The following is a 16,869-nucleotide window of genomic DNA, read 5'->3' as shown; positions in this document are numbered from 1 at the left end:
AGCGTTATAAGCGGGCAATTATGTTTCATTTCGGTGGGCTGGACTTGGCACCTACCCACTCTAATTAGTGAAGGGCCATATTTATACAGCATAAATCAGCGCAGACATGGAACAGTCCCCGAAAAAACTTCAGCAACGCTTTCATGAAACCATCATGCATTATCATTTCGCCCTAAAAACTGAAAAGACCTACTGGCATTGGATAAGACGATTTATCTTATTTAACAATAAGGTGCATCCAGACAAATTGACAAAAAGTGACGTTGAACGATTCCTGACTCACCTCGCCGTCAATAGGCTAGTTGCTCCGGCAACACAAAACATCGCCCTGAACGCTCTGTTATTCCTGTATCAAAAAGTACTAGGACGGGACATGGACAATATTCGGGCACAACGCGCTAAGCCGAAAGTGAAAATTCCCGTGGTATTAACCCACAACGAAGTGCGTGCGGTGATCGCACAGCTAAAGGGTCATTATCAGCTTATGGCTTGTCTGATGTATGGCGCAGGGCTGAGGTTAAGTGAATGCCTTCGCTTGCGTATCGAGGCACTTAATTTTGAACAGATGACTATCACGATTAGGCGTGGGAAAGGAGGCAAAGACCGTGTCACGCTACTGCCTGACAATTTGCGCTCTCAGTTGCGTGTGCAAGCGGAGAAAGTACGGCTGATCCATGCTCAGGATAAACTAGAAGGCTTCGGTGAAGCTTCTATGCCTGACGCCCTCGGCAGAAAATATCCCCATGTGGCAAAAAGTTATTATTGGCAGTATCTGTTCCCTTCTCCTAATCGCGCCATAGACCCACGTTCGGGGCGAGAAAAGCGACATCATTTATTGGAGAAGGGACTTCAACGCGCAGTTCGCTCTGCAGCCGTGCGCGCAAAGATCGATAAACATGTGACCTGCCATACGTTGCGCCACAGTTTTGCAACACACCTTGTGCAACAGGGGACGGATCTACGCACGATACAAGAATTACTGGGACATGAAGATATCACCACCACACAGATCTACACCCATGTGCTGGGATTGCATGGCACTGGCGTTGCCAGCCCACTGCAAAGCATTGATCTGATATTACCAAGGCAATAACCCTCACGCAGGACTTGCGATCCGATACAACACTTTGTCGTGATAACCGGTGATCACCGCTATGCTGCCACACAACTGGCGGTTCAAATCAGCATCGCCAGTATCGACGATCAGCGGCCTGCCATTCAAGGCACTCAGTTTCGCTTTGCTCGCCACCAGCAAAATATTTTGTCGCTTTATCTGCTTAAGTAGCGCGGGACTAAGCTGTTGATTCCCGCGCCCAAACAGATGGCCCTGACCACCAATCAAGGTGATCACCAATTTCACACGCTCAGGATCATTATGCTTCGCCACTTGCGCCAGTAGTTGTTCAGCGGTTTGGTCATTGGCAAGCAACGCTTGGTCTTGCACGACATCTACGCCTAACAAGGTATTCACCACGCCCATCCGCGCCATGACGGCGGCGACTGTACTACCTGAGCCCATCAAACAAAGATCTTCGGGCTCGAGTTGTTCGATCACATGGTCGGCAATATCATCCAACACCAGTTCATCAGATTCCTGCCCACCGATCTTAACGCTTTGTACATATTGCAGTTTAGCAGGGATCGTCATTTCACCAAAGCGACGCGCTCTCACCCGCCCTTCCCTAAATGCCTGCTCGTCGATATCCATGACATCGGCGTCCATCAAGCTAACGGCCTTACCAGTTAGCAGATCCTCTACCACACGTCCGGCGGCGGCCGGGGTTACGCAGTAAACGCCAGAGTGGATCTTACAACCAGCGGGGATCCCCAGAACAGTAATCGCTTTGTCCGGCTCCGCCTCAACCACAGCGCAGATATCCCGCGCAGTGCCATCACCACCGGCAAATAGCAGCAGGTCGATCTCATTGTCCAGCATACGTTGCACTGCCGCTTGGGTATCACTGGCTTCGGTTGGGATCTGCTGAGGATGATAGATAGCGGAGGCGTTCAAGCCCAGGCTTTGACACAGCGCTAAGCCCATCTCTCCGGCAGCGGTGAATATCTCTAATTGATCCTTGTAGGGGAGCAGCAGCTGTAACGCTTGCTCAGCGCGGAGTTGCGCCTGTGGCTTTGCCCCTTTGGCCAACGCTTGGTGACGGATATCTGCGCCATCACTGCCTTTCAGCGCCACGCTGCCGCCAATACCTGCATAGGGGTTAATCAGCAAACCTAAGCGAAACTTAGCGCTCATACATGCCCCGGTAATCAAAGTCAGCCAACGTCAGCGCCGGACGCTGATAGAAAGCCCTGAAGGCATCAATCAATCTCTGCGCACGGGCAGGAAAGCCCTGCTGCAAATACACCAATACCTGATCATGAACCCGATGCTGGAACGCCAGGCGATCCGGCATCACGCCATTAAGGTTGTCACTGCTGACATTAAACGCAAAGCCACACGCAGCGGCGAGTCCCCACTCAATCGCCTGCGGTTTTATCTCTACTTTCTCAAACGCTGCTTGTTGCGCTGCATCGCGGCCATCCGGACAGTACCAATAGCCATAATCCAACTGCTGGCGCCGAGCCTCACCGGCCACGCACCAGTGTGCGATCTCATGCAATGCGCTGGCAAAAAAGCCGTGAGCGAAGATCACCTGATGATTTTCACTATCGCTGTTAGCTGGTTGATACAAAGGTTCGCCATCCCCGGCCACCAAAACAGTATTGAGCGCTTGTTTAAATTGACCATTAAACAAGGCGATCAGATCTTGATATTGGTGTCGGTCTTTCTCAACAATCATGGTGCCGATAAACCTCATTGGCGGGGCGAAATTAACTTTGAACGATTCAATTTCAGGGGGAAAGCCCCTGCTTAAAGGGGCGCATTGTAAAGCTTTACGGCGAAGAGTTCACTTGCCTGATGACCATCAATGCTGGCGCAATTTGTCGCAGTGCCAGCACACCCTCCGCGGTTCTCAATGTGAGCAAAAGGGCGAGCTTCGATGTTAAACCAGCCATAGCACCCGCAGGCTTAATCTTATGACAAAGCAGAGCGATAAATCACCCTGTCTACCAACCTACCAGCCTACCAACTGCTCTTTAATCAGGGTAACCATCATCTGGATATGACAGGGGCTATCGTTTAAACACTCAATATAGCGATACTGTTCACCGCCAGCATGTTCAAAATACTCGCGGTTCTCCTCTTTGATCTCTTCGAGTGTCTCGAGGCAGTCAACAGAAAACGCTGGGCAGATGACGTCAAGGTCCTTGATCCCTTGCGCTGGCATCGCCTTGAGGGTGTCGTCGGTATAAGGCGTCAGCCACTGCTCTCGGCCGACCCGACTCTGAAAGCTAATGGTCCACTCCGTAGCGGATAACCCCAATGCCTCGGCAACCGATGTCGCTGTTTCATGACAATGCTGGGCATAGGGATCGCCCTGATCAGCGTAACGCTGGGGGATCCCATGAAAGCTCATCAACAGATGTTTCCCACGACCATTTTGCTGCCAGTAGGCAGACACTTTACCCGCCATCGCTTTCACAAAGGCAGGATGATCATGATAGTGATGAACCGAGCGTAAATCAGGCAGCAGGCGTTGCTTCTTCAAGGCGGCGGCTATACCGTCAAATACTGCGGCCGTGGTGCTACATGAATATTGCGGAAACAATGGCAACACAACGATTTTTGTCACACCGGCGGCGGTCAGTCTTTCTAGCGCATCAGGGATAGACGGCTGACCATAAGTCATCGCGAGTTCAACTGGGAGCTTGTGTCCAACAGCAAACATCAGAGCGTCCTGTAGCGCTTTTTGTTGGCGCTCGCTAATCACCCGTAATGGCGAGCCCTCTTCCCACCAGATACTCTGATATGCCTTGGCAGCGCGAGGCGAACGAAATGGTAAGATCACGCCTTTCAAAATACATTGCCACAACCACTTAGGCACATCGACAACTCGGGGATCAGATAGAAACTGATTCAAATAACGTCGCACAGCGGGTGTAGTCGGCTCGTCGGGTGTCCCCAAATTAACCAGCAGCACACCGTAGTTGCCAGAAGAATGCTTAAGCTCCATCAAAACTCTCTTATGATTATTGCTAGCCTCATTACGCAGCAGATCGCTTTTACGATCAATAGCTAAACCACAAAATTAGGACCTTGTTTCTGCCCCTCGCCAACAGCGTGCGCAATTCACCACGTTAGCAAACGCTGAACTCAGCGCTGTGCGATCAATTGCTGCACTTCATCACGCCTAAATAACCGATATAACCGCCCTGCGGATACTTCACCAATGCCTGTAACAGCGCGCAGTTCAGCTTCGGATAGCTGTGTTATTTGTGTCGGCGTCGGATACTTTCGCGCCAAACGCTGAGCCGCCGCCGTTTTCAAACCGGGGACGCCGAGCATTGACAGCAGATCTTTGGTATTTAACGGGATGAACGGTCTCAATTCAGCGTCTAACGGCGGCAAAGAAAAGATATCAGCCAAAGTACTAAGTGACGCTTTCGCTATCCATTGCTGTATCTTTTTTTCACCAACGCCACGGTAATTAAATGCCGACAACGCATACTTAACCTGCAGCATAAAACGTGTTTCGCACGATGGATTATATGAAAGACAGAGATCGCCCCCTGTCGACGTTTGCTGCGGAATATGAGTCAACGCATGCTGCATCGCTAAAGGCCCAGGACGAGATACAACCCCAACCACTTGCGGCACGGCATCGCCCTTGAGTTCCAACTCCAGCTGTGTTCCCACACCGATCTGTTTTGACTGCAACCATTTGCTGGATCGACCACTGACTTTACTGATCTTGCGCCCGGATAACGCAACGGGCTCGATCTGCAGCACTGGCGTGACTTTGCCGGTTCGCCCCTGTTTCCATTCAATCGCCATCACTTTCGTCACTGCCACTGGTTGCTGAAACTTCCAAGCCAGCGCCCACTCAGGCGCTTGCGCTGTTTGACCGCGTTGTTCTCGGCCCTGTGGCGTTATCGCCTTGATGACAATACCATCCAAATCGAGCCCCATGTCGTAGGCGTTAGCTGCGACGAGAGCTGAACCTCGACTTTTGGAAACGGCGAAGTAGTTGCCATACAGCAAGATAAGCTGCTGTTCACTGTCAACGATCTCCGTATGCGCCAGCAAATCACTAAAGCCCCATTTAGTCAGTAGGGATAACGCCGCAATATCATCCCTTTGCTGCCGACGTTGTAACTCATACAGGCCGTAGGGGTAGAATCTTAGGCATTTCACATGCGCTGCAGCATGCTCTTTTGCCGCCGCCATACCGGCCACCATATGGCGCGTAGAAACGTAATCAGATCCCAACTGCTCGAAACAAGGTCTGGTAGCCACCAATTCACCGTAAACCGCCAATGAGGACGGACTTGGTAGCCTTGTCGGCAACGGCGAGACACGATTAAGCAAACCGGTGATATCACTGCCATAAGCGCCATCACCGCGGGTAGCGGCCGAAACCAGTGTCCCTTCGCTGTATTGCAACTCCACCGCAATGCCATCTAGCTTCGGCTGCACCAACGCTCTACTCGCTAACTCGCCAGTAAAAAAACTCTTAGCATCAGCAAACGAATAGGCTTTATTCAAACTGAGCATAGGCCGCAAATGAGGCACTTTATGCTGGGAGCTATTCGCTGGGGAATCTGTTGTTCTTTGATAGTGAGCAGCAAATGATGGCGAGCATTGAGCCAATGCCGCTAAGCGCCTTACGAGCTGGTCATAAGCGCTGTCACTAATTTCTGGGGCGAGTCCAGACTCGTAACGTTGGCGATGATAAAGGATGCTATCAGCGAGTTCAGCGACGGCAGCAGTTGATATCTCGTTGTCAGCACAGTGATAGTTTGATGGCAGGCTCTCATCAGCAGAACAAAAGCGGCCAACAAGTAATACCAACCAGCACGCACTGCGCGCAACAAAACACCTTATTGTCATCATCCCTCCTTGGACAACCGTCAGTCACCGTCTGGCCTATAAAAGTATCAGGCTTTTTTCCGCTGTCAAAAAACAAAGCCCCCCTCATCCCCGCCTTCTCCCGCAAGGGGAGAAGGAGCTAAGAAGGAGCAAAGAGCTAACAGCCAATTCAGTGCCTATAGAAAGCCCCCTCATCCCCGCCTTCTCCCGCAAGGGGAGAAGGAGTTAAGAAGGAGCAAAGAGCTAACAGCCAATTCAGTGCCCATAAAAATACGACTCGGTTTAACGTCATCGTACTTCTTCTACTTCCCTCTCCTAGGGGAGAGGGCAAGGGTGAGGGGCTTTTTAAATGGTCACCAAGTGCTCATAGCTAACCATTTTCTCCAGCTAAAAAACAAAGCCCCCTCATCCCCGCATTCTCCCGCTATGGGAGAAGGAGCTAAGACGGAGCAAAGAGCTAACAGTTAACAGCTAGCAATATAGATAAAGAGCCAACTTAGGAGGGTTCTCAGCATAAAACGAAAAAAGCCCACCGAAGTGGGCTTTCTTGCTGAAGACGCAGGGTTTGGTTTAACCCAGTTTTTCAGCCAGTTCAGCGCTAACTGTTTCAACCGCTTGTGTACCATCAAAAGTGAGGTACTGGGTATTACCAGCCGCAGCCACTTTGGTGTAGTAGGCGATCAGCGGCGCCGTTTGATCATGGTAGATACCTAAGCGCTTACGCACAGTCGATTCTTCATCATCAGGGCGAATAACCAAGTCATCACCGGTCACATCATCTTTGCCTTCCACTTTCGGTGGATTATAGACAGTGTGATAAACACGGCCAGAACCAGGGTGAACACGACGGCCACCCATGCGGTCAACAATCACATCGTCTGGCACATCGAATTCGACGACGAAATCAACATCGATGCCGTTCTCCGCCATCGCATCTGCCTGTGGGATGGTGCGTGGGAAGCCATCAAGTAGAAAGCCTTTTTCACAATCATCCTGCGCAACGCGCTCTTTTACCAGGCCAATAATCAGTTCATCTGATACCAGTTGACCAGCATCCATCACTTTTTTCGCTTCCAATCCAAGCGGAGTGCCGGCTTTAACGGCGGCACGCAGCATATCTCCGGTAGAGATCTGAGGGATACCATACTTGTTCATGATGAACTGCGCCTGGGTGCCTTTACCAGCACCGGGTGCGCCAAGCAGAATAATACGCATTTGGTTTTTGTCCTCTTGCGTGAGACTCATGTCTCAGCAGATAAAAATTAGAATAATCGAACGATTACTAAGCCACAATTTTAACAGCGGTCAGTGTTAAAACAAGTTAAAGGCTTTCATTCAGATCAAATCAAACGTAAAAACGGGGAGCAAGCTCCCCGTCCTATCTATTTACAGCGTGTCAGTCAGCACTATTGTGCTGCTTTTAGCAACATGCTGTTCACGCGCGCTACGAAAGATGCCGGATCTTCTAAACTGCCACGCTCCGCAAGGGTTGCTTGCTCAAGTAACAGCTGAGACCACTCAGCAAATGCTTCTTCATCTTGTAAACCATCAACATGCTTGACGATGTCGTGCTGCGGATTCACCTCAAAGATAGCCTTCACTTCAGGCACAGGCTGACCTGCCGCTTCCATCAGCTTTATCATCTGGCTAGACATGTCATGCTCGTCTGCCACGATACACGCTGGAGAGTTAGTCAGGCGGTGAGTGATACGCACATCTTTCACTTTATCACCCAGAGCCGCTTTCACACGTTCAACGAGGCCATCAAACTGCTTGGCTTCCTCTTCCTGTGCTTTCTTCTCTTCTGCGTCTTCCAGCTCGCCTAGGTCCAGCGCACCACGAGTCACAGATTGGAACTGCTTCTCGCTGTAGTCGCTAAGGTGATTCATCAACCACTCATCGATGCGCTCATGCATCAGCAGCACTTCAACGCCTTTTTTCTGGAACACTTCCAGGTGCGGGCTATTCTTAGCGGCTGCATAGCTATCAGCGACGATGTAATAGATCTTGTCCTGACCTTCCTTCATCCGCTCAATGTAAGCATCAAGAGAAACGTTATCGACACTGCTGTCATTGTGAGTCGAAGCAAAGCGGAGCAGACCCGCGATCTTCTCTTTGTTAGCATGATCTTCAGCAGGGCCCTCTTTCAGCGTATTGCCGAACTCAGCCCAGAAGCCTTGATATTTTTCTTCGTCTTTCTTCGCCATGCGACCCAGCATATCCAGTACTTTCTTAGTACAGGCTTTACGCATCGCATCACTGACCGCGTTGTCCTGCAGGATCTCACGGGAAACGTTCAACGGCAGATCGTTAGAGTCCAGCACACCCTTCACAAATCGCAGGTAGGTAGGCATAAACTGCTCAGCGTCATCCATGATGAACACGCGCTGAACATAAAGCTTCAGGCCATGCTTGCTTTCACGATGTCCAAGATCCCAGGGCGCCTTGCTTGGCACGTAAAGTAAGCTGGTGTAGTCGTGCTTACCTTCAACCCGGTTATGGGACCAAAGCAATGGCTCCTGATAGTCATGGGAAACAGTTTTATAGAACTCTTTATACTCCTCTTCGGAGATCTCGCTCTTACTGCGGGTCCACAGTGCTGTCGCGCTGTTGACCTGCTCCCACTCACCCGGCTTAGCTTCAATTTTTTCGCCATCTGGGCCTTCACTTTCTGGCACTTCCTCTTTCCAGAACTGCACAGGCACGCTGACGTGGTCCGAATATTTGCTGACGATAGAACGCAGTTTCCAATCATCAAGAAACTCGTTTTCCTCTTCACGCAGATGAAGAATGATCTCGGTACCACGCTCTGCGCGCTCGATATCTTCTACCGTGAAGCTACCCTCACCTTCGGATTCCCACACCACACCACGATCTGCAGATTCACCTGCAGCTCGGGTTTTTACCGTAACCTTGTCAGCCACAATAAAAGCGGAATAGAAACCAACACCAAACTGACCGATCAACTGTGAATCAGCAGCCTGATCACCAGAGAGCTGCTTAAAGAAATCAGCGGTGCCCGATTTCGCAATCGTACCCAGATGTTCAACCACCTGATCACGGGTCATACCGATACCATTGTCGATAATGCTGATGGTACGGGCGTCTTTGTCCACGCTGATACGCACACGCAAGTCACCGTCACCTTCATAAAGGTCAGACTGCGACAGCGCCTTGAAACGCAGCTTATCTGCTGCATCGGAAGCGTTAGAGACCAGTTCCCGCAGGAAGATCTCTTTGTTTGAATAGAGTGAATGGATCATCAGCTGCAGGAGCTGTTTAACTTCGGTTTGAAAACCGTGGGTTTCTTGATGTGCCATATCCGACTTTTCTTCTCTACATTGGTTAACACAAAGGCTGTTGAGACCTTAGATGGGGATGGCAAAAAACATTTCAACCGTTAAAGATTCCAAAAGTTGAACTTAACCCGCAACTCAACCAACCGCCGCAACAGATAACATCAAGAAACTAGGGGATTTGAGCAATTCCTGTAGCGCAGTCTTACGGATAGTACTCAAACGCAACAATGCGCTTCAGTGGCCTCGCCGAAGATGGCGACTTGCAGGAAAGATGACCAAGGCAAAGATAGCAAGCCGATTACGCCATCTTCTGCCGTGGGATAGCAAGTACTAACATACAGGCTGCTGTCGCAGCCAGCGCAGCGATTAGGTAGCTGGTCATGGCTCCAGCCCCTTGCTGCCAGGTCACTCCGGCGATCCAGGCGCCTAGGGCACCACCGATTCCAAAACCGACACTGTTATACATCGCCTGCCCCCGCCCCTGCTGGCGCTCCGTAAAGTATCCATGGATAAACTGGATAGACGCGGCATGGGTTAAGCCAAAGCTAGCGGCATGCAGGGTCTGCGAAAACAACAGCACGGCTAAACTTTCTGGTAGCAGCCCCAGCAACAGCCAACGCAACGCGGTAAGTGCCATCGCGATGCTTAGCAACCATTTCACCCCCCAACGTTTAAGCAATTGACCACTGACCATAAACAGCACAATTTCGGCCACAACGCCAAGTGAGATCAGCCAACCGGCAAACGCCGCACTATGACCCAAACCTTCCATGTAGAGCACAAAAAAGCCGTAATAGGGGCCGTGACTTATCTGCAGCAAAATGGTGGCTGCCATAAACATCAACATCGGCCGACTAAGCCAGTTAGCAGCGAAGTGAGTACTCCCCTGTTTATCATTTTGCCCTGGCAACTCTCGTACCAGCAGGGTGCTGAGTAACAACAAGATCAGCAGTACAGAGCCAATATAAACCACGGCTTCACTACCCAACTGTTCCACCACATAGCCAGCACAGATCACCACCACAATAAAACCGACGCTGCCCCAGGCTCGCAGTCGGCTGTAGCGATGACGCTCCTCCCCCAGGGAACGCAGCGTCAGTACTTCAAGCTGCGGCAGTATCGCTGTCCAGAAAAAGGAGAAGCTCGCCATAGCCAACGCCATAAACCACCAATTGATATCGGGGTAAGCGGCAAAGAAACAGAGGAAAGCCACCAAGGCGCCGCCACGCATCACCTGTACCCGTTTACCGGTATGGTCAGCGACAGCGGCCCAAAGATTAGGGGAAATGATCCGCGTGGCCATCACGATAGCGAGCAGCTCACCAATCTGCAGGGAGCTGTAACCACGACCATCAAGGAACACGCTGAGGTAGGGAACCATCAGCCCCAGAATGGCGAAGAAGCTAAAATAGCCTGCGCCAAGACTGAGGTACTGACGTCGTTCCATTTTTATAACAGCCGTTATTTTGGCTGTGCGGGGATCACCGGTGTTGTACTTTGCACATCGGCGTTTTGACCACGGTGACGCAAACAATGATCCATTAAAGTAATGGCCATCATCGCTTCAGCAATCGGCACCGCACGGATGCCAACGCACGGATCATGACGACCTTTAGTTATCACCTCGGCACTGTCGCCATTTATATCGACGGTTTCACCAGGGACGGTGATGCTGGAAGTGGGTTTCATGGCAATGTGAGCAACCACTGACTGACCAGTAGAGATCCCGCCGAGCACGCCACCGGCATGGTTTGACAGAAACCCTTCCGGCGTCAATACATCCCGATGCTCACTGCCCTTTTGATTAACACATTCAAAACCATCACCAATCTCAACGCCTTTCACCGCATTGATGCTCATCAGGGCATGGGCGATATCGGCATCTAGGCGGTCAAATACCGGCTCACCCCAACCAACAGGTACATTATCGGCAACGACAGAAACCTTGGCGCCAATAGAGTCGCCTTGCTTTTTCAAGTCACGCATCAAAGCATCCAGTGCATCGATTTTGTCTGGATCGGCACAGAAAAACGGGTTCTGCTCTACCGCGTCCCAGTCTTTTAGATCCACTTTCACATCACCCATCTGTGATAGGTAAGCACGCACTTCAATGCCATGCTTTTGTTTCAGGTACTTCTTTGCCACCGCACCGGCCGCGACCCGCATCGCCGTTTCACGCGCCGAAGAACGGCCTCCGCCACGGTAATCACGGAAACCATATTTTTGTTGGTAGGTGTAATCAGCATGCCCTGGGCGGAACAGCTCTTTGATCTTGCCGTAATCTTGCGAACGCTGATCTTTATTAAAGATCACCATGCCGATAGAGGTTCCCGTGGTTTTTCCTTCAAATACACCACTTAGGATCTGTACTTCATCTGATTCACGACGTTGCGTGGTATAACGGCTGGTACCCGGCTTGCGGCGATCAAGGTCGATCTGCAGATCTTCTGCACTCAACTCGATACCCGGCGGGCAACCGTCAACGATACATCCCAACGCCACCCCATGGCTTTCACCAAATGTGGTCACTGTGAACAACTTGCCAAATGTGTTCCCTGACATGGTTTTCTTGTCCCCTAACTCTTTAAACTTAATACTTTTATTATCTGTTTTAAGCGTCTTTTAACGCTCGTATATCAACCGCGTCGGGCTACTCGCCTGGCAACGCCGCTTTAAATTGAGCCTGATATTGTTTGAGCTGGTCATACTCCAGCATAAACACGCCGTCACCACCACGCTCAAAACTTAACCAGGTAAAAGGTATTTCCGGAAATAGATCCATTAAATGGATCTGACTGTTACCCACTTCAACAATCAATATGCCATCTTCATTGAGGTGATCGGCGGCTTCGGCCAACATCTGCCGAGTAAGCTCAAGACCGTCATTGCCTGAAGCCAAACCCAGTTCTGGTTCGTGTTGAAACTCATCTGGCATCTCAGCTAGATCTTCTGCATCAACATACGGTGGGTTACTGACAATAAGATCATATTTTTGTCCCTGCAGATCGTTAAACAGATCTGATTGCAGCGGAAAAACACGACCTTCCAAGCCGTAGTTCTGAATATTGATTTCAGCGACCTGCAGTGCGTCAGTCGAAATATCAGCTGCATCCACTTCCGCATCTTCGAACGCGTGCGCCATAGCGATGGCGATACAGCCACTGCCGGTACACATATCCAATACCCGCATCGGCATCGCTTTTAACCAAGGCTGAAATTCTTGCTCTATCAGTTCAGCCATCGGAGAGCGTGGCACCAAAACGCGCTCATCAACATAGAACTCTAATCCAGCAAACCAAGCACGGTTAGTCAGGTAAGGCACTGGCACACGATCAACAATACGTTTAACCACACGTTCAACGATGCGCTGTTTCTCGCTGCGGGTCAGGCCAGCGTGTTGCACACTGGGATCTGAGTCGATGGGCAGATGCACGCTTTGCAATACCAAAGCCACCGCTTCGTCCCAACTGTTGTCGGTTCCATGACCACAGAATATCTGGGCATCATTAAAACGACTGACACTCCAGCGAATAAGATCACCGATCGTGCGCAGCTCGTTTACTGCTTCATCGACAAATATCTTGTCCAAAATATTCCTCTCTCAGTACCATGGTCACTATCACGACCCGTTACAGCCATCGCTGGTAATTAATTAATGAAAAAACCACCCATAACAACAGACGACGAGATGCAACTGTTCAGGCAAGCCGTCTCCGGCTCGCAAAAGTTGCAGCAGGATACCATACGTCACGCCCGTGCACAGACTAAACAGCACATAAAACAAGCGTCTGACAACCAGCAACAACGGCAGGTCGACCAGTTTTTCAGCGATGACTATGAGCCGTTACTGGATTTCAGTCGGGGCGTCGAATTTCGCCAACCCTCATTGCCTTCACATCAATTAAAGCGTTTGCGCCGTGGTGATTTGGCGCCAGCACTATTTCTTGATCTGCATGGTTTGAGTCGTGCTGAAGCGAAACAAGAGCTGCTGGCACTGTTTGCCACCAGTAAACGAGAGTGGATAGATGTCGTGTCGGTCATGCATGGACAAGGCATGGGGATACTAAAAGCCCAGCTACCAAAGTGGCTGGTGCAACATCCGGATGTGTTAGCCTTCTGTGAAGCGCCGAGAGAGTTTGGTGGCCGTAATGCCCTACTTATCCTGCTGGCACAGGACGACACACGGCGAGCCTGAGTATCCAGAACGGCGAACTACGCCATGTTGACGGCGTCCTGCACGGCCAGTAGATGGCCATACTGGCTTTCGATATCAAAGTCGATACGTGCAACAGATGAGGGTGAAAACATTGGGGTGGCGTGCTTACAATCTAACTGCTCAACCAAAAAACTCACCAACGGCATATGAGAGACAATAAGGAGCGAATCGATCCCTTTATCGGCCAATGCATAGAGATAATCTGCCACGGCATCAGGTGTGCCGTGGGGCGTTAGCTCTTCCAACACTTCGACATCACTACGCTGAATACCTAAAACGGCATTAACTTGCGAGAAGGTTTGCTGCGCACGCAGATAGGGGCTCACCAGCGCATACTGAAAATGCCCGCCCTGTTCGACCAGCCAACGTGCCATCAAACTGCTTTCCAAGCGTCCATCAGGTGTCAGTGCACGATCTTTATCGCGCCCTGCTAACTCTTCTGCTTGACCATGACGCATAATAAACACTTGCATGGGGATACAACCGTACTGACTAATATGCTTATGCAAGCTGTAGCATAGGGAAGCCCCATACATAGGGCAAGCAGAACGCTCATAAATTACAGTCAACATAACAAAGATTGCGACAAGCCTTTGATGATCAACTAGTATTTAATGTCACCCAGTTTGAGACGGAGGCAGCGTGCTCACCAGCCCAAATGACCACAGAAGCTATCGCTATCTGACGCTAGAAAATGGCCTGCGAGTGTTGTTAGCAGAAGATCCGCAAGCGACAAAATCTGCCATTGCATTAGCGGTGAATGTGGGTCATTTCAATGACCCCGTCGAACGCCAGGGCATGTCTCATCTACTCGAACATATGCTATTCCTCGGCACAGAGAAATATCCAAATGCCGAAGATTATCAAAAATTTATCTCAACACACGGTGGCAATCATAACGGCTGGACCGGCACCGAACACAGCTGCTATTTCTTTGATATTGACCACCAACAATTTTTACCTGCGCTAGATCGCTTTGCTCAGTTTTTTATCGCTCCATTGCTCGATCCCGGCTGGTTAGAGAAAGAGCGTCAGTCGATCGATGCCGAATACCGGATGAAGATCAAAGACGATGTGCGCCGCCTGTTTCAAGTACATAAAGAAACCATTAATCCAGCTCACCCGTTTGCCAAATTCTCAGTGGGTGATTTGGAGACCCTAGCCGACAGAGAAGGCTCGGAACTGGCAACCGAATTACGTGAATATTTTGCGCAAAACTACCATGCCGGCAACATGACCCTGTGTATGCTCAGCGCGATGCCATTAGCCGAACAGATTGAAGCGATCTCAGTGTTTGATGGCGTACGCAGTGGAGAAACCAAACCCAGCCTGGTCAAAGAGCCACTGTATCGACCAGAAGATCAAGGCATCACCCTATTAGTTAAACCGCAAAAAACGGTTCGTAAACTGATCATGAGTTTCGCCATGCCGGAGGTAGATAGCTGCTACCGCACTAAACCGGTCAACTTCATCAGTCACCTACTCGGCGACGAAGGCAGTGACAGCCTGCTTGCGCAATTAAAAGCGAACAATTGGGTCTCCAGCATGTCGGCGGGCGGCGGCATTAACGGCAGTAACTTCAAAGATTTTAATATTGAGTTTCTGCTAACCGAGCAGGGCTTAGGCCATGTGCCAGATATCGTTGAACATACCTTTGCCCTGATCAACGAGATCAAAGCGAACGGCCTTGAAGATTGGCGCTACGCCGAGAAGAAACAGCTGACCGAACAAGCATTCCGTTTTCAGGAGAAAGGACGCCCTATCGACCTCGTTGGTCATCTTGCGGTTAATATGCAGCACTACAACGAAGAAGATGTGATCTACGGCGATTACCGCATGGAAGGGCTGATTCAAGCGGAAGCCAACGCCCGCTTGGCATTGCTCAAACCTGAAAATATGCGCCTTTATGTCATCGCTCCTGAGGTCAATACCGATCGCGAAGCAAAGCTCTACTTTACTCACTACAGTGTGTTTCCCTTTGATGAAGAGATGCTCGCCAGCTGGAAACAACCAAAAGTGTCTTTGCGTCCCCATGTATTACCGCCACCCAATCCCTATTTAGTGGCCGCCAATGAACCGCGCGAGGTAGCCCAGCCGCTTGCTCATCCGGTGCGACTGGTTGACCAACCTCACTTCCGCCTTTGGCATAAACAGGAAGAGAAATTTAACCAGCCCAAAGGGCATCTCTATTTAAGCGTTGATAGCCCCTATGCCAGCCGAAATCCGACCGAGATAGCCATGTTGCGTCTGGCGGTAGAGATGATTTTAGATAACCTGTCAGAGACCACTTATCCCGCAGAGATAGCTGGGCTTAGCTACCACATCTATGCCCATCAGTGCGGCGTCACTTTGCACCTGGCCGGTTTTACCGGCAAACAACGCCTGTTATTAGAAACCCTGCTGCAGCACCTCTACTATCCCGAGTTTCATGAGCAGAGTTTTGTCCAGCTAAAAAGTCAGCTACTTCGCCACTGGAAAAATGCCGAGAAGAACCGTCCGGTCAGCCAACTTTTTTCCGAGTTGGCGGCACTGTTGCAACCGGCTAATCCAGGCCCTAGAAGGCTGGCTGATGAGATCCAGAATGTCACCCTGCCGCAACTGCGAGACTACGTTGACAGCTTCAAAGTGGAACTGCATTTAGAGATGATGATCCATGGCGATTGGCTAGCTGACGAAGCTGCCGAGCTGGGGAATTGGGTACAGCAACGCCTGTTTAGTCATGCCCGCCCAGGTAAAGGCTGCCCCCGGGAGCTGCTAAATATAGGCGGCCTAGGCACACTTCATCGTCAACTGGAAGTTCCCCACAACGACGCGGCTCTGGTGGTTTACTACCAATCCACCCTCACCTCGCCAAATAAAGTGGCTCTGTTCTTACTCCTCAACCATCTGTTGTCATCGCCTTTCTTCCATGAATTGCGAACACAGCAACAGCTAGGTTATATGGTGGGCACGGGTTACTTGCCGATGCAACGCCATCCGGGCCTCATTATGTACCTACAATCGCCAAATAACGGCCCGAACACCCTGCTTTCAGCCGTCGATGAATTCTTAAAAACTTTCCCGGCCATACTCGAGCAAATGTCGGATGAGGAGTGGCAACACGCCCAACTAGGACTCATTAATCAGGTAATTGAGCCCGACAACAACCTAAGAACCCTGGCTCAGCGTTATTGGGTCAGTATTGGTAATAAGGACATTGAGTTTAACCAAAGAGAGCATGTGGCTAAGCATATTCAAGGGCTCACCAAGCAACGTATTCAACGCTTTGTTGAGGAGCGCCTGCTATCAACCGAGGTCGATCGCGTGGTGCTATACAGCCATGGCGAACAAGACCCAACCCCGGTGGCAGACAAAGACGTGACTCATGTGGAAAACATTGCCGAGTTCAAACTAATGTGCGAAAGGTTTGTTCTCAACTAATCAAG

The 16,869-nt window shown here is 50.5% G+C and carries 13 protein-coding genes; 3 read left to right on the top strand and 10 right to left on the bottom strand.

Going from position 1 to position 16,869, the window contains the following annotated elements; all coding sequences use genetic code 11:
* Positions 1 to 106 precede the first annotated feature (106 nt).
* A complete protein-coding gene (locus EZV61_RS12330) occupies positions 107 to 1,093 on the top strand; it encodes an integron integrase (RefSeq protein WP_131415917.1) in 987 nt (328 codons plus the stop codon).
* A 3-nt stretch (positions 1,094 to 1,096) separates the two neighbouring features.
* Here EZV61_RS12330 and EZV61_RS12325 read toward each other — a convergent pair whose 3' ends face one another.
* From EZV61_RS12325 to prmB, 9 genes are all read right to left on the bottom strand, one after another.
* Positions 1,097 to 2,251 (bottom strand): ATP-NAD kinase family protein, encoded by a 1,155-nt coding sequence (locus EZV61_RS12325; protein ID WP_131415915.1) that lies wholly within the window; start codon positions 2,249 to 2,251, stop codon positions 1,097 to 1,099.
* On the bottom strand, positions 2,241 to 2,798 hold the full coding sequence (locus EZV61_RS12320) for an elongation factor P hydroxylase (RefSeq protein ID WP_170308609.1): 558 nt from the start codon (positions 2,796 to 2,798) through the stop codon (positions 2,241 to 2,243). Before EZV61_RS12320 ends, EZV61_RS12325 begins: the two co-directional genes overlap by 11 nt.
* A gap of 276 nt (positions 2,799 to 3,074) precedes the next feature.
* Positions 3,075 to 4,073 carry a ferrochelatase gene (hemH, locus tag EZV61_RS12315; RefSeq protein ID WP_131415911.1) on the bottom strand — a complete coding sequence of 333 codons (999 nt, stop codon included), beginning with the start codon at positions 4,071 to 4,073 and terminating at the stop codon, positions 3,075 to 3,077.
* A gap of 140 nt (positions 4,074 to 4,213) precedes the next feature.
* Entirely contained in the window at positions 4,214 to 5,953 is a 1,740-nt protein-coding gene (locus EZV61_RS12310; protein ID WP_131415909.1) for a helix-hairpin-helix domain-containing protein, read from the bottom strand.
* 546 nt (positions 5,954 to 6,499) lie between these two features.
* Positions 6,500 to 7,144 (bottom strand): adenylate kinase, encoded by a 645-nt coding sequence (gene adk / locus EZV61_RS12305; protein ID WP_114339038.1) that lies wholly within the window; start codon positions 7,142 to 7,144, stop codon positions 6,500 to 6,502.
* Between the two features lie 191 nt (positions 7,145 to 7,335).
* Positions 7,336 to 9,249 carry a molecular chaperone HtpG gene (gene htpG, locus EZV61_RS12300; RefSeq protein WP_114339037.1) on the bottom strand — a complete coding sequence of 638 codons (1,914 nt, stop codon included), beginning with the start codon at positions 9,247 to 9,249 and terminating at the stop codon, positions 7,336 to 7,338.
* Between the two features lie 277 nt (positions 9,250 to 9,526).
* Positions 9,527 to 10,675, bottom strand: coding sequence for an MFS transporter (locus tag EZV61_RS12295; protein ID WP_131415907.1), 1,149 nt, complete (start codon positions 10,673 to 10,675; stop codon positions 9,527 to 9,529).
* A gap of 14 nt (positions 10,676 to 10,689) precedes the next feature.
* Positions 10,690 to 11,790, bottom strand: coding sequence for a chorismate synthase (gene aroC, locus EZV61_RS12290; protein WP_130567344.1), 1,101 nt, complete (start codon positions 11,788 to 11,790; stop codon positions 10,690 to 10,692).
* An 88-nt stretch (positions 11,791 to 11,878) separates the two neighbouring features.
* On the bottom strand, positions 11,879 to 12,817 hold the full coding sequence (gene prmB / locus EZV61_RS12285; protein ID WP_131415905.1) for a 50S ribosomal protein L3 N(5)-glutamine methyltransferase: 939 nt from the start codon (positions 12,815 to 12,817) through the stop codon (positions 11,879 to 11,881).
* Positions 12,818 to 12,883: 66 nt separating this feature from the next.
* On the opposite strand from prmB, the gene smrB reads away from it, so the two are divergent.
* Positions 12,884 to 13,423 (top strand): endonuclease SmrB, encoded by a 540-nt coding sequence (gene smrB / locus EZV61_RS12280; protein ID WP_130567342.1) that lies wholly within the window; start codon positions 12,884 to 12,886, stop codon positions 13,421 to 13,423.
* A gap of 17 nt (positions 13,424 to 13,440) precedes the next feature.
* On the opposite strand, the gene sixA is transcribed toward smrB, so the two are convergent.
* Positions 13,441 to 13,917: a phosphohistidine phosphatase SixA gene (gene sixA, locus EZV61_RS12275; protein ID WP_158538064.1), complete on the bottom strand. Its 477-nt coding sequence runs from the start codon at positions 13,915 to 13,917 to the stop codon at positions 13,441 to 13,443.
* Positions 13,918 to 14,086: 169 nt separating this feature from the next.
* Here sixA and EZV61_RS12270 point away from each other — a divergent pair, with 169 nt between their 5' ends.
* Complete coding sequence (locus EZV61_RS12270; RefSeq protein ID WP_130567341.1) at positions 14,087 to 16,864, top strand: insulinase family protein; 2,778 nt, start codon at positions 14,087 to 14,089, stop codon at positions 16,862 to 16,864.
* Positions 16,865 to 16,869 lie beyond the last annotated feature (5 nt).

It is taken from the genome of Corallincola luteus, assembly GCF_004336975.1.
Taxonomy (GTDB): Bacteria; Pseudomonadota; Gammaproteobacteria; order Enterobacterales; family Neiellaceae; genus Corallincola; species Corallincola holothuriorum.
Note: the sequence above shows the minus strand (reverse complement) of the source record. Positions and strands in the feature narration are given on the sequence as shown.